The sequence below is a fragment of the Agrococcus jejuensis genome (genome assembly GCF_900099705.1).
Lineage (GTDB): Bacteria > Actinomycetota > Actinomycetes > Actinomycetales > Microbacteriaceae > Agrococcus > Agrococcus jejuensis.
Genome location: NZ_LT629695.1, coordinates 322,456 through 345,396, shown reverse-complemented (window position 1 = coordinate 345,396; position 22,941 = coordinate 322,456). Strand labels below are relative to the sequence as shown.

Here is a 22,941-nt window from a genome sequence, read left to right as displayed (position 1 = left end):
GTCAGCCGAGCGACGGCACGAGCAGCACCTTGCCGGCGTCGCCCGTGAGCAGCTCGATGGCCTCGTCCGCCTGCGAGAGGGGGAGGCGGTGCGTGATGATCCACTCGAGGTCGACCTGCCCCGAGCCGACGAGCAGCAGCAGCTGCTCCCACGTGTCCCAGAGGCGGCGGCCGAAGATGCCGCGCAGCGTGATGCCGCGCTTGTTGATCTGCGAGGCGATCTCGAGCTCGGCGGGCTGGCTCGGGTGTCCCACCGTCACGATCGTGCCCTCGTGGCGCAGCGACTCGAGCATGGGGCCCATGACGCCGCGCACGCCCGACACCTCGAACGCGGCGTCGAAGCCGCCGCGGTGACCGGCGATGTCTCGGCACAGCTCGACGACGTGCGCGCCGGGCGCGACGGCCGTGGCGCCGATCGACTCGGCCTGGCCGCGGCGGAAGGGGTTGGGCTCGACGACGACGACGTTCGCGGCGCCGAGCGCCTTCGCGATCTGCGCCGTGAAGAGGCCGACGGGGCCCGCGCCGTTCACGAGCACGTTCTGGCCTGCGACGTCGCCGCCCGCGCGCTGGATGGCGTGCATGCCGACGCCGGCGCCCTCGAGCAGCGCAGCCGCCTCGAGCGAGATGGAGTCGGGCACCTTGACGCAGACCTGGGCGGGCACGACGGCCTGCTCGGCGAAGAGGCCGTCGATGTGCATGCCGACGATGCGCGTGTTCGGGCAGGTGTGCGCCGTGCCCGTGCGGCACTCGAAGCACGTGCCGCACGCGATGTGGCTCTCGAAGGCGACGCGGTCGCCGACGGCGAAGCCCGTGACGCCGTCGCCGACGGCGACGATCGTGCCCGAGCCCTCGTGGCCGAGCGCGACGGGCGGCGAGAGGCGGAAGGCCTGCGCCGACGGCGTCCACTCGTACAGCTCGCGGTCGGTGCCGCACAGCGACGCTGCGGCGACGTCGACGAGCACCTCGCCGGCGCCGGGCTCGCGGATCGCCCAGTCCTCGCGGTACGCGAAGCCGGGTGCGGGTGCGGGCTTGATGACTGCTCTCATGCGTCCTGTCCTTGGAGGGGTGCTGGTGATCAGCGAGTGGGGATGCCTGCGAAGCGCCGCAGGACGTCGACGGGGCCGACCTGGCCGCCCTTCAGCAGCACGCGGCAGCCCGCTGCGTCGGAGGCGTCGTCGGTGCGGCAGATGGGGCCGACGAGCACGAAGAGCTCGTCGACGCGCAGCTCGCGCGCACCGAGCGCGACGAGGGCGTGGCTGGAGGTGTCGCCGCCGCAGATCGCGAGGTCGCGCGTGCGGCCGGCGCGGGCCATGCGGCCGGCGAGGCGGCCGATGAGCCCGCCGACGTCGGCGGCGGATGCCGTGGAGGCGGCGATGCGCGGGTCGTCGCCGCCGCGCGTCGTGTGCGCGACGACGTGGTGGCCGGCGGCGAGCGCGTCCTCGACGGCGCGACTCCAGGCCGAGTCGGCCTCGGAGGTCGGGTCGCCGAATGCGTCGGCAGGGATCGCGACCTCGACGAAGCCGACGGCGAGCGCGTCGTCGAGCTGCGCCGCGGTCGTCGCCGACGCGGACGCGGAGACGACGAGCACGGGCCCCGACGGCGACGTCGTGGGCGGCGCGATGCGCGGCGTGCGCCGCAGCGCACGCGCGAGGGCGGCCATGATGCCGCCGGAGCCGACGACGAGCGCGGGCGCGGAGCCGCGGTCGGCCTCGTCGAGCAGCGTCGTCGCGACGGCGTCCATGTGCTCGGGCGTGACGGCGTCGACGACGAACGCGGGCGCGTCGGTCGCGGCGAGCGCCGTCCAGGCATCCCGGAGGGCGTGCGGGTCGGCGAGCGCGGGCAGGTGCAGCCCGTCGATCGCGGGATGCCCGGAGAGCTGCTCCTGCAGCACGCGGCGCAGGTCTGCCTCGCGCATGGGCGTCGACGGATGCGTCGCCATGACGGGGTGCCGGTCGAGCCGGTGCACGGCGCCGCCGTGCGTGCCGAAGTGCTGGCTGAACGCCGTGTACCTGCCGAACTCGGGCTGCGCGGGCACGACGGGCACGGCGCCGCGGCCCGGCCACGTCGCGCGCATCGCCGCGATGCTCGCCCCGATGGAGCCGATCGTCGGCGACGAGTCGAACGTCGAGCACACCTTGTCGATGACGACGCGCAGGTCGCGCGCCGCGAGCGCGGCGAAGCCGCGGCGCGCCTCGGCCTCGAGCGCGGGCGCGTCGAGCGAGCGCAGCGGGCCGGCGATGCCCACGACGTCGACGTCGTCGGGCAGCGGATGCGCGGCGTCGAGCACGAGGGCGGCGTCGAGCCCCTCGGCATGCGCCTGCGCGAGCACGTCGGCTGCGCCCGTGAGGTCGTCGGCGACGAACCCGACCTGCGCGGTGCGCGCCATCAGGCGGCCGCGCCGAACGTGCCGAGCGCGCGGGCGAGCGTCGCGTCGCCCGCACCGGCGAGCCGTGCGCCTGCCGCCTCGAGCGGCTCGCCGGAGACGGCCGCCTCCCACGCGGCGCGCAGGCTGCGCACGCCGGCGGCGGGCCCGTCGGGGTGGCCGATGATGCCGCCGCCAGCGAGCATGAGCACGTCGTCGTTGCCGATCGCCGCGAACGTCGGATGCGGCGAGCGCACCGTCTGCGCCGACGACAGCGTGGGCACGGGCGCGATCGTCGCGCCGAGCGGCGCCTGCAGCGCGCGGATGGAGTCGACGACCTCGTCGTCGCGCTCCGAGAACTTGCTGCCGAGCCCGCTCGCGTGCAGGTGGTCCGCGCCGGCGAGACGCGCGAGCACCTGCCACGCGCGGTACGAGACGCCGAGCCCGGGATGCCGCATCGAGGCGGCGAGGCCCGCACGGTGCCCGTGGATGGGCACGCTCGCGAACGTGCGCAGCAGCTCGAGCGAGGGCACGCCCATCACGGGGATCGCGAGCATGACGCATCCCGTGCCCGCCTCGACCGCGAGGTCGTGGCGGCGCTCGAGGTTCGCGAGGTCGCCCGTGATGTTCGCGGCGTACAGCGCGCGACGTCCCGTGACCTGCGCGGCTCGGTCGATCTCCTCGCCGGCGATCGCGACGCGCGTCGCGAGCGGCAGGTAGCCGGGGTCGGTCATGAGCTCGTCGTCCTTCACGAGGTCGATGCCCGCACCGACGAGCGCGCGCACGACCGTGCGGAAGCCGTCGGCGTCGAGGCCCACGTTCGGCTTGACGATCGTGCCGACCATGGCGCCGGTCGCGCCGCCGAGCAGCGCGCGCGTGCCTGCGACGCCGAACGCGGGACCCGCGTGGGCCGCGACGAGCTCGTCGGGCAGCTCCAGCGCCTCGAGCCTGCACGCGAAGAGCTCGCCGAGCTCGAAGAGGTTGCCCGCGACGGTCGTCTGGATCGTCGCGAGGTCGGTGCCGACGGTCTCCATCGGGAACTCGACGACGATCCTCGCCGCCGTCACGTGCTCGGGGCTCGTGCGCGACGGCAGCGACGGGGCCGTGCGCCCGAGCTCCTCGAGCGACACGACCTCGGCGCCGTGGCGCTGGCGCAGCGCATCCGTCTCGCCCGCGATCCGCACGAACGTGCCGCTCGACTGCTCGCCGGCGAGGAGCGCCGCGGCGCGCGCGACGTCGGTCGCCTCGATCAGGTACGTGGCTCGGATGCGGCGCGGATCGCGCATGCGGGTGCTCCCTCTGGATGGTGCGGGTGATCGGGGATGCCGTGGCCGGCCGGTGGGCCGGCCACGGGACGTCAGTCGTTGACCGTGTCGGCGACGGCCGCGCGGAACTCCTTCGACGAGGAGCCCTTCGCGATGCCGCCCTGCCTGCGCATGACCCAGCCTGCCGTGAGCGGGGCGAGCACGGCCGTGACGAGCACGGCGGTCGCCGCCTGCGCCGTCGCGGCGCCCACGAGGTGCTCGAGGCTCGGGTCTGCCGCGGCGACCGCTGCCGGCACGGCCACGGCGTTGCCGGCCGTCGTGCCCGCCGAGAAGCCGATGCCGCTCTGGTTGCCGCGCTTGAGCACGTGGCGGTAGCCGAGGTAGGTGAGGCCGCCGGTGAACGCGACGACGAGCACGCCCATGATCACGCCGGTGAGGCCGCCCGTGAGCACCGTGAGGAACGAGATGCCGGTGCCGACCGAGAACGACATGAAGGGGATCACGATCGAGGGCACCTCGGCGAGCACCTGCGTCCACTCGCGGTCGAGGCGGCCGATGATGAGGCCGATGATGAACGGCACGATCGCGGCGACGATCGCGAGGAAGGGGATGTCGCCGAGGCCGGAGGCGCCGAGGAAGATGAGCGCGAGGAAGGGGCCGTCGTCGAGCGCGGACGCGATGTAGGCGCCGCGGTCGCGCGAGTCGCCGTACTGGCTCGCGAACGCGAGCCACAGGCCGCCGTTCGAGTTGCCGAAGACGGCGATGAGGCCGAGGACGGAGACGCCGAGGATGCCGTCGATGCCGACGACGAGGCCGAGCACGACCGCGAGCGTGATGGGCACGAGGGTCTTGGCCACCAGCACGACGAGCGTGGTGCCGGCGGCGGCGGCGCCCGTGCGGGAGCCGGTGATCTGCGCGCCCGTCGAGACGATGAGCAGGCCGATGAGCACGAGCGTGCCGTCGCGGAAGAGGGCGGTGGTGAAGCTGCCGATCGCGAGGGCGTCGGGGATGAGGTTCGCTGCGAGCACGCCCAGCACGAGCGGCACGATCACGAGACCGCCGGGGATCTTGCTGAGGGTCTTGAACATCGGGACGAGCGATGCTCGCTCCATGGGGGGCTGCGTCATTGCGGGCTCCGGATCTCGGGGACGTTCTTTGTCCGTACGAAAGATACGGACAACAATGGGGCAGGATCTCCCGCCCGTCAAGCGATCGGCACCCGGCGTGTCGCGCCTAGGGTGAGAGGTCCATCGTGACCCACGAGGAGGCGGGGATGCTCGAGGCCATCGCACGCGAGCCGCTCGACCGATCCGGCGACCCGCTGCACGAGCAGCTGCGGCGCCGCGTCGCCGACGCGATCGGCGCCGACGCCCTCGCGCCGGGGACGCCGTTGCCCACCGAGCAGGAGCTGCAGGACGCGTTCGGCGTCTCGCGGTCGGTCGTGCGCCAGGCGCTCGCCGCCCTCGCCGCCGCTGGCTCGATCGAGCGGCGCCGCGGCCGGGGGAGCGTCGTCGCGTCGCGCCGCACCCTGCACCGCAGCGCCGATCGCGCTGGCGGCCTCCTGCAGCACGTCGAGGCGCAGGGCGCGTCGCTGCGCACCCGCGTGCTGTCGCTCGCGCCCCGCACCGTCGCGGGCGCCGTCGCCACCGAGCTCGGGGTCGCCGACGCGTGGGCGCTGAGCCGCGTGCGGTCGATCGACGACGCCCCCGTCGTCGTCGGCGAGACCCTCTTCTCCCGCGCGCGCTTCCCGCATCCGACGGTCGAGGCGCTCACCGACGCGTCGCTGCTCGACTGGATGCGGCAGCAGGGCGCCGACCCCGTCGGCGGACCTCGGCGCCTGCGCGCCGCGCCCGCCGATGCCGAGGTCGCTGCGCTGCTGGGCGTCTCGACCGGTGCGCCGCTGCTGCTGCTCGAGGGCGTGACCGAGGATGCGTCGGGCGCGGTGCTCGAGCGCTTCTCGCTCTGGCATGCACCCGACACGGTGTTCGACGTCGACGCGCGCGTGCGGGCGGGGTCCCGCGACGAGGCGCTCGCCGACATCCGTGCGCAGCTCGCGGCGCTGCAGGGCGCCGTCGCGCGTCTCGACGCCTGACCGAGCGCCACGAGACGCCACGCGACCCGATGCCGCGCCCCGCGCGAGCCTCTGGCTAGAGTGGGGCGCCGGGGGTGGTCGTTCGATGTTCAACTGGCTGCTGAAGCACTGGATCGTGGGGCCGTACATCCTCACGGTGTTCCGGCCGTGGATCAAGGGCATGGAGCACATCCCCGCCACGGGTCCCGTGATCATCGCCGGCAACCACCTGTCGTTCATCGACTCGGTGCTCATGCCGCTCGTCGTGCGCCGCCGCGTGTACTTCCTCGCGAAGTCCGAGTACTTCACCGGTCGCGGCCTCAAGGGCGCGCTCGTGCGCTGGTTCTTCCTCGCGTCGGGACAGCTGCCGATCGACCGCTCGGGCGGCAAGGCGAGCGAGGCGAGCCTCGACTCGGGCCTCAAGGTGCTGGCGCGCGGCGACGTGCTCGGCATCTACCCCGAGGGCACGCGCAGCCCCGACGGCAAGCTCTACCGCGGCCGCACGGGCATCGCGCGCATGGTGCTCGAGGGCCAGGTGCCCGTCGTGCCGTGCGTCATGATCGGCACCGAGCAGATCATGCCGACGGGCACGTTCCTGCCGAAGGTGGGTCGCGTCGGCATCGTGTTCGGCGAGCCGCTCGACTTCTCGCGCTACTACGGGCTCGACACCGACCGCTTCGTGCTGCGCTCGGTGACCGACGAGATCATGTACGCCCTCGCTCGCCTGAGCGACCAGGAGTACGTCGACGTGTACGCGTCGAGCGCCAAGGCGAAGCGGCCCGCGGCGGCGAGGCCCGCCGAGGCGAAGCCCGCGAGCGCCTGACCCGGCACGGTCGTCACGCGGCACCTGCGCGCGCGTAGACTCGACCCTCGTGACCACCGCAGCCATCAGCCCCGATCCCACCCTCGTCGCCGGGCTCGACGCGTATCGCTCGCTGCCCATCAAGCAGCAGCCCGCGTGGCCGGATGCGGATGCCATCGACGCGGTGCGCGCGGAGCTCGCGACGCTGCCGCCGCTCGTCTTCGCCGGCGAGGTCGACATGCTGCGCGACCGCCTCGCGGCGGCCGCGACGGGCAACGCGTTCGTGCTGCAGGGCGGCGACTGCGCCGAGACCTTCGCGGGCGCGACGGCCGACCAGATCCGCAATCGCGTCAAGACGATCCTGCAGATGTCGGTCGTGCTCACGTACGGCGCCGCGATGCCCGTCGTGAAGATGGGCCGCATGGCGGGCCAGTTCGCCAAGCCCCGCTCGAGCGACTTCGAGACGCGCGAGGGCGTGACGCTGCCCGCGTACCGCGGCGACATCGTGAACGGCTACCCGTTCACCGAGGAGTCGCGTGCGGCCGACCCGCAGCGCATCCTGCGCGGCTACCACATGGCCGCCTCGACGCTGAACCTCGTGCGCGCCTTCACGCAGGGTGGCTTCGCCGACCTGCGCGAGGTGCACTCGTGGAACAAGGGCTTCGCGAAGAACCCGGCGAACGCGCGCTACGAGGCGCTCGCGGGCGAGATCGATCGCGCCATCCGCTTCATGGAGGCCGCGGGTGCGAACTTCGACGAGCTGCGCGCCGTCGAGTTCTACACGGGCCACGAGGGTCTGCTGCTCGACTACGAGCGGCCGATGACGCGCGTCGACTCGCGCACGGGCCTCGCGTACGACACGTCGAGCCACTTCCAGTGGATCGGCGAGCGCACGCGCGAGATCGATGGCGCGCACGTCGACTTCTTCTCGCGCGTCCGCAACCCGATCGGCGTCAAGCTCGGCCCGTCGACGACGGCCGACGACATGGAGCGTCTCGTCGACCGCCTCGACCCCGAGCGCGAGCCGGGCCGCCTGACCTTCATCACCCGCATGGGTGCAGGCAAGATCCGCGATGCGCTGCCCGCGCTGCTCGAGGCGTCGAAGTCGCTCGAGTCGACGCCCGTGTGGGTCACCGACCCCATGCACGGCAACGGCATGACGACGGCCAACGGCTACAAGTCGCGGCGCTTCGACGACGTCGTCGACGAGGTGCGCGGCTTCTTCGAGTCGCACCGCGCCGCCGGCACGTTCCCGGGCGGCCTGCACGTGGAGCTCACGGGCGACGACGTCACCGAGTGCCTCGGTGGCTCGGAGCGCATCGACGAGGCCGACCTCGAGAGCCGCTACGAGTCGCTGTGCGACCCGCGCCTCAACCACATGCAGTCGCTCGAGCTCGCGTTCCTCGTGGCCGAGGAGCTGCGCGCGATCTCCTGATCCATCCGTCTCGCATGCACGAAGGGCCGGTCCGCGAGGACCGGCCCTTCGTGCATCCGCGGAGCGTGCCCGCGGGATCAGTACTGTGCGGTGAGCGTGACGGTCGAGCCCTCGTCGGCCGACGATCCGGGCTCGGGGCTCACGGCGTTGGGCTGCACGATCGGCTGCAGCGCCTCTGGCACGTTCGAGTCCAGCACGACCTGGAAGCTCAGCGCCTGCAGCGCCGCGACGGCGTTGGGGATGCTCATCGACAGGATGTCGGCGGGGATCTGCACCTGCGGCGGCCCGCTCGACACGACGATCGCGACCGCGGCACCCGAGTCGGGCTGCGTGCCCTCGGGATACTCGGCGCGGATGACCTGGCCCTCCGGCACGTCGCGGCTCGCCTCGGGCGTCACGGCGCCGAGCGTGAGGCCGACCGACTGCAGCACCGTCTGGGCGCTCGCCTGGTCGAGGCCGACGAGCGTCGGCTGCGGGCCGCGCGACACGATCGCGAGCATCGCGAGCCCGCGCGGCCACTCGGCCTGCGACGCGACGGCCGTGCCCTGGCCGTCGTCGACCCAGAGGGTGACGACGGAGCCCGACGGCGTCGTGTCGTCGAACACGGGCAGCGACCCCGAGTACGCGAACCCGGCGGAGACGAGCGCCGCCTCGACGGCGGCGCTCGGCGTGCCAGACAGCTCCGGCGCGGGCAGCATCTCAATGCCGAGCGACAGCACGAGCGTCACGGCCTCGCCGCGGCGCAGCGTCTCGCCGGGCGCGGGGTCCGTGCGGATGAGGGTGCCGGCGACCACGTCGGCGGCGTACTCGCCCTCCGTCTGCTCGGCGCCGACGAGCCCGACCTCCTCGAGCGCGGCGCGCGCATCCACCTCGCTCGTGCCCTGCGCGATGTCGGGCACGGTCGTCTCGCCGCCGGGGCCGGCGTTGAGCCACCAGCCGACGCCGGCGGCGACGAGCGCGAGCACGACGACGAGCACGAGCAGCACGAACCCGCGGCGGCGGCGCGCCTGCGCCTTGCGCTGCAGCGCCCGCGCGGCGGGCGGCACGTCGCCGGTGTCGAGCGCTGGCAGGTCGCCCGTCGCGATGCCGCCGCGGCGCGGGGCAGGGCGCTGCGCCTCGACGACCGTGGTCTCGGCGTCGGAGGCGGTCGCGACCGGCAGCATGCGCGTGTGCGCGCTCGTCGTCGACCGCTCGCCCGCGCGGATGCGCACGACCTCGTCGAGCATCTCGCCCGCATCCGCGGGGCGCAGGTTGGGGTCCTTGTGCGTCGCCCAGTGCACGAGCAGGTCGAGCTCGTGGGGGATCGACGGCTCGAGGCTCGACGGCGACGGCACCTGCTCGTGCGCGTGCTGGTACGCGATCTGCAGCGGCTGCTCGCCCGTGTAGGGCTGCTTGCCCGTGAGCATCTCGAACAGCATGATGCCGACGGCGTAGATGTCGCTGCGCGCGTCGGCGATGCCGCGCGTCACGAGCTCGGGGGAGAGGTACGCGATCGTGCCGAGCAGCGCCTTGCCCGTCGCCGTGTTGGCGGTCGCGGCGCGCGCGAGGCCGAAGTCGGCGATCTTGATGCGCCCGTCGTGCGCGAGCAGCACGTTCTCGGGCTTGATGTCGCGGTGCACGATGCCCGCGCGGTGCGCCGACGAGAGGCCCGCGAGCACGGCCTCGAGCACCTGCAGCGCCTGCGCGGGACGGATGCGGCCGCGCTCGAGCAGCAGGTCGCGCAGCGTGATCGAGGGGATGTGCTCCATCGCGAGGTACGCGAGCCCGGGCTCCTCGCCCTGGTCGAGCACGTTGACGACGTTGGGGTGCGCGAGACGGGCGGCCTGGCGCGCCTCCTGGATGAAGCGCTCGCGGAACTGGTCGTCGTCGGCGAGGTGCGGATGCATGACCTTGAGCGCGATCCGCCGGTCGAGTCGCAGGTCGGTCGCGACGTACACGGTGGCCATGCCGCCGCGGGCGATGCGATCGCCCACCTGGTACCTGCCGTCGACGAGACGCCCGGAGAGGGGGTCGTCATGGGTCGCAGGCACGTCAGGATCGTAGAGGCTGCGGGGCGCTGCGTCGTGCGGGCACGCGGGTGACACGGGAGACTCTCGTCGCGACCACGGGCGGCTGCTCGGCGCTGCGTCGTGCGGGCACGTCGGCGACACGGCAGACTGGAGGCGTGGACACCGCCTGGCTCACGATCCCCGACCTCGTCGACCGCATGGGGCTCGGCCCCTCTCGCATCCGCCGCCTCGTCGAGGAGCGCGCCCTCCCGGCGACGCGCCGCGACGGCGTGCTCGTCGTGCCCGAGGTCTTCCTCGTCGACGACGCGCCCATGGGCGAGCTGAAGGGCACGGTCATGCTGCTCGGCGACCTCGGCTTCGACGACGACGAGGCCGTCGCATGGCTGCTCGAGTCCGAGCCGTCGCTCGGCACGAGCCCCATCGAGGCGCTGCGCGCGGGCCGCAAGGCCGAGGTGCGTCGCGTCGCGCAGGCGCTCGGCTAGCGAGCCCGTCCAGCAGTCGCGCAGCGGCGGCGTGCATCGTCGACGCTATGAACGCTGCCAGTGACGATGATGCATCGACCGCCCCGCTGAGTGAACGAGCGCGCCGGATATCTGAACTGCGCGGTCGTTTGGGTCTGGCTGACGGCGATGGATGGCCAATGTCTCGCGCCGCTGAGGCCAGCAAGGAAGTCGATTCTCAGGTTTCCGCGCGACTAGCCGAGTTGCTGGAGCTAGCCGGCGTCACGGATATGACGCCAAAGTTCGCGGTCGACTATTTTGAAAGACTCGTCGGAGCGCTCGTGCGCAGATGGCCCTCGCATGGTGGACAAGGGATCCCCCCAGCGGTCGCCGAACTCCTGGCGCGAGCAGGGCGAGTAGTTTTCTCGTCCGCTCGACCGCACCACCAGCAGTGGGATCTGCGTCTCGACGACGGAACGATTCATCGTTTCCCGACGTGGCAGCATCTGGCCGACAACTTCGTGGCTGTGTACCGAGGCCACCTCAATGAACAGACCACGGCGCTGTGGACATACGACGTCCATGCCCCCTGGACTTCGGATGAGCTCGACGCGATCGCGCTCCAGAGCGCAACCGAATGCTTGTCGGCCGAGCGTCGGCGCCTGGAACTCCTTGCAACGCTCGCTCTCGCGAGTGAGTCCCTTGCATCGTGGCAACGTCTCCACCCCGCGCCCGCCGTGTGCCCTTACGGCGCTTCAGCAGTCGGTGCCGAGTACTGGTGCCGCGATTGGTTGATCCACATGGGCCTGCCGGAGGCTCGCACAACAGCGTTCTCGGGCGACGGTGGGATTGATGTCGACTCGCCCAGCCACATCGCGCAGGTCAAGCACTACGTGGGTGCGGTTGGAATTGCAGAGATTCGCGAACTAGCTGGCGTCGCACTTGTCGACGGCCGCGCACCAATCTTCATGACGTCGGGTATCTACCCTGCTGAAGCCGAAGCCTTTGCGGATGCTGCGCAGATGGCACTGCTTCATTACAACGTTGAGTCAGGCGTGGTCGACGGGGTAAATCGACTGGGCAAAGAGATTGTGAGCACTGGCCTGTTGCCAGTTCTCGCGGAATAGCTCCGGCGACCGCGTCAGCGGTCGCGGTTCGCGGCTGCGGCGGCGAGGCGCTCGAGCTCGAGCACGGCGCCGCGCGAGAGCTCCGCGTCGCGCAGGGCCTCGAGCGCGCCGCCGACGGCGCGGTCGATCATGCCCTCGAGTCGCTCGAGCGCGCCCGCCTCGGCGATGGTGCGCTGCAGCATCTGGATCTGCGCTGCCTCGAGGTCGGGATCGCCCAGCAGCTCGTCGAGCGTCGTGCGCGGACCCGGCGCCATCTCGCGGCGCGCGAGCTCGACGAGCACGGTGCGCTTGCCCTCGCGCAGGTCGTCGCCTGCGGGCTTGCCCGTGACGGCGGGGTCGCCGAAGACGCCGAGGATGTCGTCGCGCATCTGGAAGGCGGTGCCGACGGGCACGCCGTAGCCGCTCAGCGCCTCGAGCTGCTGCGCGCTGCCGGCCGCCATCGTCGCGCCGAGCAGCAGCGGGGCCTCGACCGAGTACCGCGCCGACTTGTAGACCGCGACGGTGTGCGCGCGCTGCAGCAGGCTCTGCGGCTCCTGCCGCACCCACGCCGCCTCCTCGAGCACGTCGAGGAACTGGCCGTAGCCGACCTCCTCGCGCATCGTCGAGAACACCTGCATCGCGGCGTCGCGACGGTCGGCGGGCAGCGCGCCGGCCCCGGCGCGCGCGAGGTCGTCGGCCCAGCCCAGCAGCAGGTCGCCGACGAGGATCGCGCCGTTGACCCCGAAGGCGTCTGCGCGGCCGCGCCACTCGGCGTCGCGGTGCACGCCCTCGAGCCTGCGGTGCACGCTCGGGGCGCCGCGGCGCGTGTCGGAGGAGTCCATGACGTCGTCGTGCACGAGGGCTGCGGCGTGGAACACCTCGACGGCCGCGGCCATCGACACGATGGCCTCCCACTCGGGGTCCGAGGGGCTGCCGGTCGTGTGGCTCGCCTCGGGCCGCGCGGCGGCCACGGCGTGCCATCCCCAGTGCAGGAAGCCGGCGCGCATGCGCTTGCCGCCCGTCGTGAGCGCCTCGACCGCGTCGAAGATGGGGGAGAGATCCGCGGAGATCGCTGCAGCGGCCGAGCGCCGCTCGACGAGGAACTCGCGGATGCGGTCGTCGACCGCCGTGGAGAAGCGGGAGCCGGGCGACACATCCATAGCCTAGTGACAGTCCCAGGGCGTACACTGACACGTCCGGGAACACCGACATCCCGGGAGCCCTGGGGGATGACATGCCGCTGAGCGAGCAGGAGCAGCGCCTTCTCGACGAGATGGAGCGCAACCTCTACAAGCACGAGGCCGACATCGTGTCGACGTCCTCGGGCCCTCGCACCGTGAACTACACGCGCGTCGCGCTCGGCATCGCGCTCGTCGCGGCCGGCCTCGCCGTCGTGGTGATCGGCGTCGTCGTGCAGTTCGCCCTCATCGGCGTCGCGGGCTTCGGTCTCGCGGTCGGCGGCGCGATGCTCGCGCTCACGGCCTCGCGTCCCGCCGAGGCGGGCGAGGCCGAGTCGGGCGACGCCCCCAAGGGCGGCGCCGCGCCGAAGGCGCGCACGCGCTCCTCGCTCATGGATCGCCTGAGCGACGAGTGGGACAAGCGCCAGCAGCAGTAGCGCGCGCGGAGCCTCCACTCCGCTCCACACCAGCTTCGAAGGCCGGCCCCACGGGGCCGGCCTTCTGCGTGTCCGCAGGGATCCCGGCCCTCCACGACCCTCCACCGCCATCGCCCCGAGCCCGTCTTGGCAGGTTCGGGGCTTCGTCGTACGCTCGGACACGCGAAACCCCTCCACCCCGCTCCACCACGCGATTCCTGGGAACTTGCGTCGAGTTCGAGCGAATCTCTGCTCTGCGTGGATGAAAGTGGAGTACTGTGGAGGAACGTGCAGCACGCACGTCCCAACCACTGGCCGGATGGAGAGGGGGCGCAGTGTTCCTCGGCACCCACGCCCCCAAGCTCGACGACAAGGGCCGCGTCATCCTCCCCGCGAAGTTCCGCCAGGACCTCGAGTCGGGGATCGTGCTGACGCGCGGCCAGGAGCGCTGCATCTACGTCTTCTCGGCCGTCGAGTTCCAGAAGGTGCACGAGCGCATCCGCCAGGCGCCGCTCACGAGCGCCGGCGCCCGCGACTTCCTGCGCCTCTTCCTCTCCGGTGCGTCGAGCGAGTCGCCCGACAGCCAGCACCGCATCACGATCCCGACCTCGCTGCGCGAGTACGCGGGCCTCGAGCGCGACCTCACCGTCATCGGCGTCGGCGACCGCGCGGAGATCTGGGCCACCGACGCCTGGAACGACTACTACGCGGCCAAGGAGGCCGACTTCTCGAGCACCACGGAGGAGGTGATCCCGGGCATCTTCTGACCGAGTCCTCGACCCTCAGCCGAGGCCGCGCTGCACCTTCCCCGGTGGCGCGACCGCGGATGGGGATCCGGGATCCGGACCAGGCCCCGCACATCATGGACGCCAGCTCCCTCCACACCCCCGTCATGCTCGAGCGCTGCCTCGAGCTGCTCGCACCCGCCGCGTCGCGCGACGGCGCCGTCGTCGCCGACGCGACGCTCGGCATGGGCGGCCACGCCGAGCAGCTGCTCGAGCGCCACCCCGGCATGACGCTCGTCGGCATCGACCGCGACCCCGACGCCATCCGCCTCGCGGGCGAGCGACTCGCGCGCTTCGGCGACCGCGTGCGCATCGTGCGCCACGTGTACGACGAGCTCGAGGAGTCGCTCGCCGACGCCGGCGTCGATCGGCTCGATGGCATCCTCTTCGACCTGGGCGTCTCGAGCCTGCAGCTCGACGACGCCGACCGCGGCTTCGCCTACGCGAAGGACGCGCCGCTCGACATGCGCATGGGCCAGGAGGGGCCGACGGCCGCCGACCTGCTCGCGACGCTCGACGAGCGCGAGCTCGCCCGCATCATGCAGCGCTACGGCGACGAGCGGCTCGCGGGCCGCTACGCCAAGGCGATCGTGCGCGAGCGGCAGCAGGAGCCCATCGTCATGAGCTCGCGGCTCGTCGACATCCTCGACCGTGCGACGCCCGCGGCGGCGCGCAAGCCCGGCCACGTCGCCAAGCGCGTCTTCCAGGCGCTGCGCATCGTCGTCAACGACGAGCTCGGCGTGCTCGAGCGGGCCATCCCCGCCGCGCTCGACGCGCTCGAGCCCGGCGGTCGCATCGTCGTCATGGCGTACCAGTCGCTCGAGGACCGCATCGTGAAGTCGGCGCTGCGCGAGGCCACGACCGATCGCACGCCGCTCGGCGTGCCGGCGGCCCTGCCCGAGCATGCGGCCCCGTATCGCCTGCTGCTGCGAGGCGCCGAGCTCGCCGACGACGACGAGCGAGCCAGGAACCCCAGGTCCATCCCCGTGCGGCTGCGAGCCGCCGAGCGCATCGAAGGAGCAGCATGAGCGCGCTGGAAAGCATCCACACGCTGCCCGAGCGGGCACCGGGACGTACCCCCGAGCGGGAGCCGGAGCGCCGGCGCCGCCTCGTCGCGCTCCCGCGTCCCACGGTGCGCCGCGCGCCGAGCGTCGTGCACGGCGTCGTCGCGCTCGCGGGCCTCGGCGCGATCATCCTCGGCCAGCTGGGCCTGTCGATGGCGATCGGCGAGGGCGCGTACGAGATCGCGGGCCTGCAGTCGTCGTCGGCGCAGCTCAGCCGTGAGCAGCAGACGCTGCAGGAGCAGCTCGACACGCTCGAGTCGCCCCAGCAGGTCGCGACCGCCGCCGAGTCGCTCGGCATGGTGCAGGGCCAGGCGAGCCAGTTCCTGCAGCTGTCGTCGGGCGCGGTGCTCGGTGGTCCCGACGCGCTGCACATGCAGCAGCCGAGCCTCTCGACCACGGGCGACCTGCTCGTCGGCAACCAGCTGCTGCAGTCGTCGACGCCCGCGCCGCAGGCGCCCGTCGTCGAGGAGCCCACCGAGCCCGAGCCGTATCCCGGCATGCTTCTGCCCGCCGAGGGCGTGGCACCCGGCGTCGGCGGCTGACCGCCGCTACCGTCGCAGCCGGGTGGTCGCCAGGCCGTCCGGAGGAAGGGGATCCGTGACGAACGAGCGCAGCAGGCGCACGACCCGCGTGCGGTCGATCCTCACGGGCATCGTCGTCGTCGCGCTCGTCGGCGCGTGCGTCGTGCGGCTCGTCGACATCCAGCTCGTGCGCGCCGAGGCGCTCAACGCCGAGGCGGCCGGACGCGTCGGCGCGACGGCGCCCATCCACGGCACGCGCGGCGACATCGTCGACGCGAACGGCACGGTGCTCGCGGGCACCGTCGACCGCTGGGACCTCACGATCTCGCCGCAGTTCGTGCACGACCTCACCGAGCGCGACGGCCTCGAGGCCGGCGAGATCGTCACGGGCGGCGAGATCTTCGAGCGGCTCGCCGAGATCACCGGCGAGGATCCGCTCGTCTACCAGGCGGCGGTCGACGCCGCGCTGCTCGCGAACCCCGAGTCCGACTACCTCGTGCTCGACACGGGCCTCGACGGCACGCAGTACCAGCAGATGCGCGACCTGCAGCAGGAGCTGCCGATCGGCTTCGTCACGCTGCGCGCCAACCCGCAGCGCGTCTACCCCGCGGGCGCCGTCGCCGGCAACCTCGTGGGCTTCATGGGCACCGACGGTCCGCTCGCGGGCCTCGAGATGACCCAGGACCAGTCGTGCCTCGCGCCCGAGGCGGGGGAGCAGACCTTCGAGCGCGGCGCCGACGGCACGCCGATCCCCGGCAGCACCGTCGTCACCGAGCAGTCGGCCGACGGCGGCACGCTCGAGCTCACGATCGACGCCGACGTGCAGTTCCAGGCGCAGCAGCTCGCCGAGCAGTACCGGCAGCAGTACCAGGCGCAGTCGGCCAACGTCATCGTCGCCCGCACCGATGGCTCGCTCGTCGCCGTCGCGCAGACGCCGACCGTCGACCCCAACGACCCCGCAGCGACCGACGCCTCCGACTACGGCGCCTTCGCGTTCACGCAGGGCCTCGAGCCCGGCTCGATCTTCAAGACCATGGCGATGGCGGCGATGCTCGACCTCGGCCTCGTCGACCCGACGACCGAGCGCACCGTGCCGTGGCGCTACGACCCCGACGGTCCCGTGCGGGTGTCGGATGCGCACGCACACCCCGACGAGCAGTGGACCGCGACGGGCATCCTCGTGAACTCGTCGAACGTCGGCATGGTGTCGCTCGCGCAGGACATGAGCCGCGACGACTACTTCGACTACCTCGCCGACTTCGGCTTCGGGTCCGAGACCGTCGGCTTCCCCGGCGAGTCGACCTTCCCGCTCGCGACCGACCCGACGAGCCTCGACGCGCAGACGCAGCTCAACGTGCTGTTCGGCCAGGGCATCCAGGTCACGCCGATGCAGATGGTCGGCGCGTACCAGGCGATCGCGAACGGCGGCGTGCGCTCCGACCTGCAGCTCATCGACTCGTGCACGCTCGCCGACGGCACCGTCGTGTCGCCCGACCAGGGCGAGGACACGCGCGTCATCAGCGAGCAGACGGCCGACACGCTGCTGTCGATGATGGAGCACGTCGTCACCGACTACGGCGCCGTGACCTTCCCGATCCCCGGCTACCGCGTCGCGGCGAAGACCGGCACGGCCGAGGTCGTGCTCGACCCGGCGGCCGGCTACGACCCCGTGCAGCGCATCGTGACGACGGCCGGCGTGTTCCCGGCGGACGACCCGCAGTTCGTGGTCTACGTGCAGCTCGACCTGCCGCAGACGGAGCGCACGAGCGCGGCAGCCATCCCGCTGTTCCACGATATGGTGAGTCTCCTGATCCGGGAGTACGACATCCCGCCGAGCACGTCGCAGGCGCCTGACCTGCCGCTCGAATGGAACGACTGACATGGACGGGGGAACGGTGGAGGGAGTCGTCCCGCCGATCCTGAGGCCCGAGCATCCGACGCCCAGGCCGCTGAGCGCTCTCGTCGACGAGTTCACGCTCGAGACGGTCGGCGACGCGGATGGCGTCGAGGTCACGGGCATCACGAACGCATCGCACGACGTGCGGCCCGGCGACATCTTCGCCGCCCTGCCCGGCCTGCGCAGGCACGGCGCCGAGTTCGCCGCCGACGCCGTCGCCCGCGGCGCCGTCGCCGTCGTGACCGACGCCGCCGGCGCTGCCGTCGCGGGCGTCGACGCGCCGATCATCGTGCTCGACGAGCCCCGCGCGGCGCTCGGCGAGATCGCGTCGTGGGTCTACCGCACGCGCGAGGACCCGCCGAAGCTCTACGGCATCACCGGCACGAACGGCAAGACGTCGACGGCCTTCATGCTCGAGGGCCTGCTCGCCGACCTCGGCTTCGTCACGGGCCTGTCGACGACGGCCGAGCGCCACGTCGGCGACGAGATCGTCACCTCCAAGCTCACGACGCCCGAGGCGAGCGAGCTGCACGCGCTGCTCGCCCGCATGCGCGAGGCCGGCGTGCGCGCCGCCGTGCTCGAGGTCAGCGCGCAGGCCATCGAGCGCCACCGCATCGACGGCGTCGAGTTCGACGTCGTGTCGTTCACGAACCTCAGCCACGACCACCTCGACGACTACGGCTCGATGGAGGCGTACTTCGCCGTCAAGCTCGAGCTCTTCACGCCCGACCGCGCCGAGCGCGGCGTCGTGTGCGTCGACTCCGAGTGGGGCAGGCGCGTCGCCGAGGAGACCCGCATCCCCGTCACGACGGTGTCGTCGACCGACGCGGAGGCAGACTGGCGCGTCGACGTGCTCGACGAGCGCGTCGACGGCACCCGCTTCGCCCTCGTGGGGCGCGAGCGCACGATCGAGGTCGACATCCCGTTCATCGGCAGGCACCTCGCCGTCGACGCCGCCATCGCGATCCTCATGCTCGTCGAGGACGGCTTCGAGCTCGACGCCCTCGCCGAGTCCGTGCGCCGCGGCGTGCGCTCGACGCTGCCCGGCCGCATGGAGCGCGTCTCGGGCGACCGCGGCCCCGCGCTCTTCGTGGACTACGGCCACAGCCCCGACGCCTTCCAAGCGACGCTCGAGGCGCTGCGCCGCGTCACGCCCGGCCGCCTCGTGTTCGTGTTCGGCGCCGACGGCGACCGCGACGCGACGAAGCGCGCCGAGATGGGCCGCATCGGCGTCACGTACGCCGACGAGCTCGTCGTCACCGACTTCAACCCGCGCACCGAGGATGCCGCGAGCATCCGTGCGCAGATCCTCGAGGGTGCGCGCGCGGTCGATCCCGCCCGCGTGCACGAGGTGAGCCCCGAGGAGGACGCCATCCGTCTGGCAGTCACGATCGCCGGACCCGGCGACACGATCCTGTGGGCGGGCCCCGGCGACGCCGACTACCGCGACGTCGCAGGCGTGCGCGAGCCCTTCGTCGCGCGCGACGAGGCCGTGCTGGCGCTGCACGAGGCGGGCTGGGCCGAATGATCGCGCTGCAGGCATCCGTCATCGCGCGCGCCGTCGAGGGCGCGCTCGTCGGCGACGACGTGCTCGTGTCGGGCTCGGTGCAGACCGACTCGCGCCTCGTCGAGCCCGGCGACGTCTTCGTCGCCATGCCCGGCGAGGTCACCGACGGCCACCGGTTCGTCGGCACGGCCGTCGCCGCCGGCGCCGCGCTCGTCGTGTGCGAGCACCCCATCGACGAGGCCGTGCCGCACGTGGTCGTCGACTCGGGCCTCGCCGCGCTGCAGGCCCTCGCGGCCCACGTCGTCGCGGCCGTGCGCGAGCACTGCACCGTCGTGGGCATCACGGGCTCCAACGGCAAGACGACGACGAAGAACATGCTGCAGGCGATCCTCGAGCGCCACGGCGAGACCGTGAGCCCCGTGAAGTCGTTCAACAACGAGGTCGGCGCGCCCATGACGATGCTGCGCGCCACGTCGTCGACGCGCTTCCTCGTGCTCGAGCTCGGCGCGAGCCGCGAGGGCGACATCGCCTCGCTCGTGCGCCTCGCGATGCCCGACGTCTCGGTCGTGCTCAAGGTGGGCCTCGCCCATGCGGGCGAGTTCGGCGGCGTCGAGCGCACGCAGCGCGCCAAGCACGAGATCGTGCGCGACCTGCCCGAGACGGCCGTCGCAGTGCTCAACCGCGACGACGACCGCGTGGCGTGGATGGCCGACCGCACCGCCGCGCGCGTGCGCTGGTTCGGCCTCGACGCCGGCGCCGACGTCGCGCCCGACACCGTGTGGGCCTCCGACGTCGCCTCGTCGATCGACGGCACGTCCGCGACGATCCACCGCGGCGACGCGACGTGGCCCATGACGCTGCGCATCCTCGGCGAGCACCACGTCATGAACGCCCTCGCGGCCCTGTCGGTCGCCGACGAGCTCGGCGTCGCGATCCCCGATGCCATCGCGGCGCTCGAGTCGATGGTGCGTGCGGAGCGCTGGCGCATGGAGCTCCTGCGTCCCGAGACGGGCGTCGTCGTGATCAACGACTCGTACAACGCGAGCCCCGACTCGATGGCGGCGGCGCTGCGCACCCTCGCGCACGTCTCGCGCACCTCGGGTGCCCGCTCGGTCGCCGTCATCGGCGCCATGACCGAGCTCGGCGAGAGCCAGGTCGAGGAGCACGACCGCGTCGGCCGCCTCGTCGTGCGGCTCGGCATCGACCGGCTCGTCGTCGTCGGCGAGGGCGCGAAGCCCGTGCACGACGCCGCCGAGCACGAGTCGTCGTTCGGCCAGGAGACCACGTACGTCGAGACGCAGGAGCAGGCGCTCGCGCTGCTGCGCGCGACGCTCGAGCCCGGCGACGTCGTGCTCGTGAAGTCGTCGCTCTCGGCAGGCCTCAAGGACCTCGGCGACGCGATCGGAGGCGTCGCATGATCGTGCTGCTCGTCTCCGCCGCCATCTCGCTCGTGTTCGCGCTCGCCGTGACGCCGCTCTACACGCGGCTCGCGACGCGCCTCGGCTGGGGCCAGTTCATCCGCGCCGACGGCCCGCAGTCGCACCACACGAAGCGCGGCACGCCCCAGATGGGCGGGCTCGTCTTCATCGTCGCGACGATCGTCGGCTACTTCGGCGGCAAGCTCGTCGGCTCGCTCGACGGCGTGCCGAACTACCCGAGCGCCCCCGCGCTGCTCGTGCTGCTGCTCATGGTCGGGCTCGGCGCCGTCGGCTTCGTCGACGACTACCTCAAGGTGCGCAAGAGGCAGTCGCTCGGCCTCGGCGGCTGGGCGAAGATCGCCGGCCAGGTCGCGGTCGGCGTCGTCTTCGCCGTGCTCGCGCTGCAGCTGCCCGACCAGTACGGGCAGACGCCGGCGTCGACGGCCATCTCGGCCGTGCGCGACATCGAATGGCTCGACCTCACCCGCCTCGGCCTCGTCGTCGGCATCGGCCTCGCCGTCATCTGGTTCGTCTTCATCATCGTCGCGACGTCGAACGCCGTGAACGTGCTCGACGGCCTCGATGGCCTCGCGACGGGCTCGACGATCTTCTCGGCCTCGGCATTCGTGCTCATCGGCTTCTGGCAGAACGGCCAGGCGTGCCTCGGCCGCCTCGCCGACGCCGTGCGTCCGGGCGGCGCCGTCGACGCCGACCTCTACCGCTGCTACCCGGTGCAGGCGCCGCTCGACCTCGCGGTCGTCGCCGCGTGCCTCGCCGCCGCGCTCATCGGCTTCCTCTGGTACAACACGAGCCCCGCGCAGCTGTTCATGGGCGACGTGGGCTCGCTCGGCCTCGGCGGCGCGCTCGCCGGGCTCGCGATCCTCACGCACACGCAGCTGCTGCTCGTGCTCGTCGCCGGCCTGCCGCTCGTCGTCACGGGCAGCGTCATCTTGCAGCGCATCTACTTCAAGCTCACGCGCGGCAAGCGCATCTTCCTCATGAGCCCGCTGCATCATCACTTCGAGCTCAAGGGATGGGCGGAGATCCGCATCGTCGTGCGGTTCTGGATCGTCTCGGGCCTGTTCGTCGCCGCGGCCGTCGGCCTCTTCTACCTCGATTGGGTGATCCACCCTGTCCCGTGACGCAGCACGCGACCTGGATGCGCTGACGAGCTGGCACCACGACTGGTCGGGCATCCGCGCGGTCGTGCTCGGCCTCGGCGTCACGGGCTTCGCCGCCGCCGACACGCTCGTGGAGCTCGGCGCGCACGTGACCGTCGTCGCCGAGCGCGGCGACGCCGAGCGCGAGCGCATCCTCACGGTGCTCGGCGTCGAGACGGTCGTCGTCGACGCGGCCGAGACGCCGCAGGCGCTCGCCGACGCCGAGCTCGTCATCGCCTCGCCCGGCCTGCGGCCCACGCATCCGTGGCTCCTCGGCGCCGCCGAGCGCGGCCAGACGGTGTGGGGCGACGTCGAGCTCGCGTGGCGCGTGCGCGACAAGGTGCGCGCCGCCGAGTGGCTGCTCGTCACGGGCACGAACGGCAAGACCACGACGACGCAGCTCGCGGCCCACATGCTGCAGGCGGGCGGCCTGCGCGTCGCGCCCGTCGGCAACATCGGCACGCCCGTGCTCGACGCCGTGCGCGATCCCGCCGGCTTCGACGTGCTCGTCGTCGAGCTCTCGTCGTTCCAGCTGCACTCGCTCGGCGAGGTGTGGCCGCACTCGGCCGTGTGCCTCAACCTCGACGACGACCACCTCGACTGGCACGGCGGCGCGCAGGCCTACCGCGACGCGAAGGCGAAGGTCTACCGCAACGCGCGCGTCGCAGCCGTCTACAACGTCGCCGACCCGGCGACGATGGCGATGGTCGAGGAGGCCGAGGTCGTCGAGGGCTGCCGCGCGATCGGCTTCGGCCTCGGCATGCCCGGCCTGTCGGAGCTCGGCATCGTCGAGGGCATCGTCGCCGACCGCGCGTTCCTCGACGACCGCCACTCGCAGGCGCTCGAGCTCGCGACGCTCGACGACCTCGAGGTCGCAGGCCTCGCGACGCCGCACATGGCGCAGAACGTGCTCGCCGCCGCGGCGCTCGCACGCGCCGTCGGCGTCGAGCCCACCGCGATCCGCGAGGCCATCCGCTCGTTCCGCCTCGACCACCACCGCACCGAGCTCGTCGGCGAGGTCGGCGGCGTGCGGTTCGTCGACGACTCGAAGGCCACGAACCCCCACGCTGCCAACGGCTCGCTGCAGGCGTTCGGCTCGGTCGTGTGGATCGTCGGCGGCCTGCTGAAGGGCGTCGACGTCGCCCCGCTCGTCGAGCGCCACGTCGGCAGGCTGCGCGCGGCCGTCGTCATCGGCGTCGACCGCGCCCCGGTCGTGGCCGCGTTCGCACGACACGCGCCCGGCATCCCGCTCGTCGAGGTCGACGAGCCCGACACTGGAGACGTCATGCGGACGGCCGTCACGGCTGCCCTGGCGCACGCATCCAGCGGCGACACGGTGCTGCTCGCCCCGGCGGCCGCGTCGATGGACCAGTTCGACAGCTACGCCGACCGGGGTCTGCGATTCCAGCAGGCCGTGCGCGACGAGCAGCAACGAGAGGGAGGTGCCCATGGCCACGACGGTGGTGGACGCACCCCCGACGCCGGCGGTCCGCGGGCGCGGTAGCA

The 22,941-nt window shown here is 72.6% G+C and carries 20 protein-coding genes; 14 read left to right on the top strand and 6 right to left on the bottom strand.

Annotated features, from left to right (window positions below; all coding sequences use genetic code 11):
* Position 1 precedes the first annotated feature (1 nt).
* The 4 genes from BLQ67_RS01610 to BLQ67_RS01595 form a co-directional block, all read right to left on the bottom strand.
* Positions 2-1,045, bottom strand: a complete 1,044-nt coding sequence (locus BLQ67_RS01610) for an alcohol dehydrogenase catalytic domain-containing protein (RefSeq protein ID WP_092501850.1) — start codon at positions 1,043-1,045, stop codon at positions 2-4.
* 29 nt (positions 1,046-1,074) lie between these two features.
* Positions 1,075-2,385: a four-carbon acid sugar kinase family protein gene (locus tag BLQ67_RS01605; protein ID WP_092501848.1), complete on the bottom strand. Its 1,311-nt coding sequence runs from the start codon at positions 2,383-2,385 to the stop codon at positions 1,075-1,077.
* Positions 2,385-3,647: a RuBisCO large subunit C-terminal-like domain-containing protein gene (locus BLQ67_RS01600; protein ID WP_092501847.1), complete on the bottom strand. Its 1,263-nt coding sequence runs from the start codon at positions 3,645-3,647 to the stop codon at positions 2,385-2,387. The genes BLQ67_RS01605 and BLQ67_RS01600 overlap by 1 nt, the downstream gene beginning before the upstream one ends.
* A 71-nt stretch (positions 3,648-3,718) precedes the next feature.
* Complete coding sequence (locus BLQ67_RS01595; RefSeq protein WP_231945124.1) at positions 3,719-4,714, bottom strand: 2-keto-3-deoxygluconate permease; 996 nt, start codon at positions 4,712-4,714, stop codon at positions 3,719-3,721.
* A gap of 164 nt (positions 4,715-4,878) precedes the next feature.
* On the opposite strand from BLQ67_RS01595, the gene BLQ67_RS01590 reads away from it, so the two are divergent.
* The 3 genes from BLQ67_RS01590 to BLQ67_RS01580 all read left to right on the top strand — a co-directional run bounded on the left by BLQ67_RS01590 (position 4,879) and on the right by BLQ67_RS01580 (position 7,934).
* Entirely contained in the window at positions 4,879-5,718 is an 840-nt protein-coding gene (locus BLQ67_RS01590; RefSeq protein ID WP_157674622.1) for a GntR family transcriptional regulator, read from the top strand.
* Positions 5,719-5,803: 85 nt separating this feature from the next.
* Positions 5,804-6,520 (top strand): lysophospholipid acyltransferase family protein, encoded by a 717-nt coding sequence (locus tag BLQ67_RS01585; protein WP_092501841.1) that lies wholly within the window; start codon positions 5,804-5,806, stop codon positions 6,518-6,520.
* Between the two features lie 49 nt (positions 6,521-6,569).
* On the top strand, positions 6,570-7,934 hold the full coding sequence (locus BLQ67_RS01580; protein WP_172802234.1) for a class II 3-deoxy-7-phosphoheptulonate synthase: 1,365 nt from the start codon (positions 6,570-6,572) through the stop codon (positions 7,932-7,934).
* 77 nt (positions 7,935-8,011) lie between these two features.
* Here BLQ67_RS01580 and pknB read toward each other — a convergent pair whose 3' ends face one another.
* Positions 8,012-9,964: a Stk1 family PASTA domain-containing Ser/Thr kinase gene (pknB, locus tag BLQ67_RS01575; protein ID WP_092501839.1), complete on the bottom strand. Its 1,953-nt coding sequence runs from the start codon at positions 9,962-9,964 to the stop codon at positions 8,012-8,014.
* 134 nt (positions 9,965-10,098) lie between these two features.
* On the opposite strand from pknB, the gene BLQ67_RS01570 reads away from it, so the two are divergent.
* Together BLQ67_RS01570 and BLQ67_RS01565 are read left to right on the top strand one after the other, a co-directional pair.
* Complete coding sequence (locus BLQ67_RS01570; protein WP_331711984.1) at positions 10,099-10,425, top strand: Rv2175c family DNA-binding protein; 327 nt, start codon at positions 10,099-10,101, stop codon at positions 10,423-10,425.
* Between the two features lie 47 nt (positions 10,426-10,472).
* Positions 10,473-11,510 (top strand): restriction endonuclease, encoded by a 1,038-nt coding sequence (locus tag BLQ67_RS01565; RefSeq protein ID WP_157674620.1) that lies wholly within the window; start codon positions 10,473-10,475, stop codon positions 11,508-11,510.
* Between the two features lie 14 nt (positions 11,511-11,524).
* Here the strand turns inward: BLQ67_RS01565 and BLQ67_RS01560 are convergent, their stop codons facing one another.
* Entirely contained in the window at positions 11,525-12,649 is a 1,125-nt protein-coding gene (locus BLQ67_RS01560; protein WP_092501835.1) for a polyprenyl synthetase family protein, read from the bottom strand.
* 74 nt (positions 12,650-12,723) lie between these two features.
* Here BLQ67_RS01560 and BLQ67_RS01555 point away from each other — a divergent pair, with 74 nt between their 5' ends.
* The 9 genes from BLQ67_RS01555 (at position 12,724) to murD (ending at position 22,939) form a co-directional block, all read left to right on the top strand.
* The gene (locus BLQ67_RS01555) at positions 12,724-13,104 is read left to right on the top strand and encodes a DUF3040 domain-containing protein (RefSeq protein WP_092501833.1); all 381 of its coding nucleotides are present in this window, start codon (positions 12,724-12,726) and stop codon (positions 13,102-13,104) included.
* Between the two features lie 314 nt (positions 13,105-13,418).
* A complete protein-coding gene (gene mraZ, locus BLQ67_RS01550) occupies positions 13,419-13,850 on the top strand; it encodes a division/cell wall cluster transcriptional repressor MraZ (protein WP_092501831.1) in 432 nt (143 codons plus the stop codon).
* A gap of 95 nt (positions 13,851-13,945) precedes the next feature.
* Positions 13,946-14,896: a 16S rRNA (cytosine(1402)-N(4))-methyltransferase RsmH gene (gene rsmH, locus BLQ67_RS01545; RefSeq protein WP_172802233.1), complete on the top strand. Its 951-nt coding sequence runs from the start codon at positions 13,946-13,948 to the stop codon at positions 14,894-14,896.
* Positions 14,893-15,474, top strand: coding sequence for a hypothetical protein (locus BLQ67_RS16565; protein ID WP_172802232.1), 582 nt, complete (start codon positions 14,893-14,895; stop codon positions 15,472-15,474). The genes rsmH and BLQ67_RS16565 overlap by 4 nt, the downstream gene beginning before the upstream one ends.
* Positions 15,475-15,529: 55 nt before the next feature.
* Positions 15,530-17,332, top strand: a complete 1,803-nt coding sequence (locus tag BLQ67_RS01540) for a peptidoglycan D,D-transpeptidase FtsI family protein (protein WP_172802231.1) — start codon at positions 15,530-15,532, stop codon at positions 17,330-17,332.
* 16 nt (positions 17,333-17,348) lie between these two features.
* Positions 17,349-18,878: a Mur ligase family protein gene (locus tag BLQ67_RS01535; protein ID WP_231945122.1), complete on the top strand. Its 1,530-nt coding sequence runs from the start codon at positions 17,349-17,351 to the stop codon at positions 18,876-18,878.
* The gene (locus BLQ67_RS01530; protein WP_092501823.1) at positions 18,875-20,275 is read left to right on the top strand and encodes a UDP-N-acetylmuramoyl-tripeptide--D-alanyl-D-alanine ligase; all 1,401 of its coding nucleotides are present in this window, start codon (positions 18,875-18,877) and stop codon (positions 20,273-20,275) included. The genes BLQ67_RS01535 and BLQ67_RS01530 overlap by 4 nt, the downstream gene beginning before the upstream one ends.
* Positions 20,272-21,417, top strand: coding sequence for a phospho-N-acetylmuramoyl-pentapeptide-transferase (gene mraY, locus BLQ67_RS01525; RefSeq protein WP_092501821.1), 1,146 nt, complete (start codon positions 20,272-20,274; stop codon positions 21,415-21,417). The genes BLQ67_RS01530 and mraY overlap by 4 nt, the downstream gene beginning before the upstream one ends.
* Positions 21,407-22,939: a UDP-N-acetylmuramoyl-L-alanine--D-glutamate ligase gene (murD, locus tag BLQ67_RS01520; RefSeq protein ID WP_092501819.1), complete on the top strand. Its 1,533-nt coding sequence runs from the start codon at positions 21,407-21,409 to the stop codon at positions 22,937-22,939. The genes mraY and murD overlap by 11 nt, the downstream gene beginning before the upstream one ends.
* The last annotated feature ends 2 nt before the right edge of the window (positions 22,940-22,941 follow it).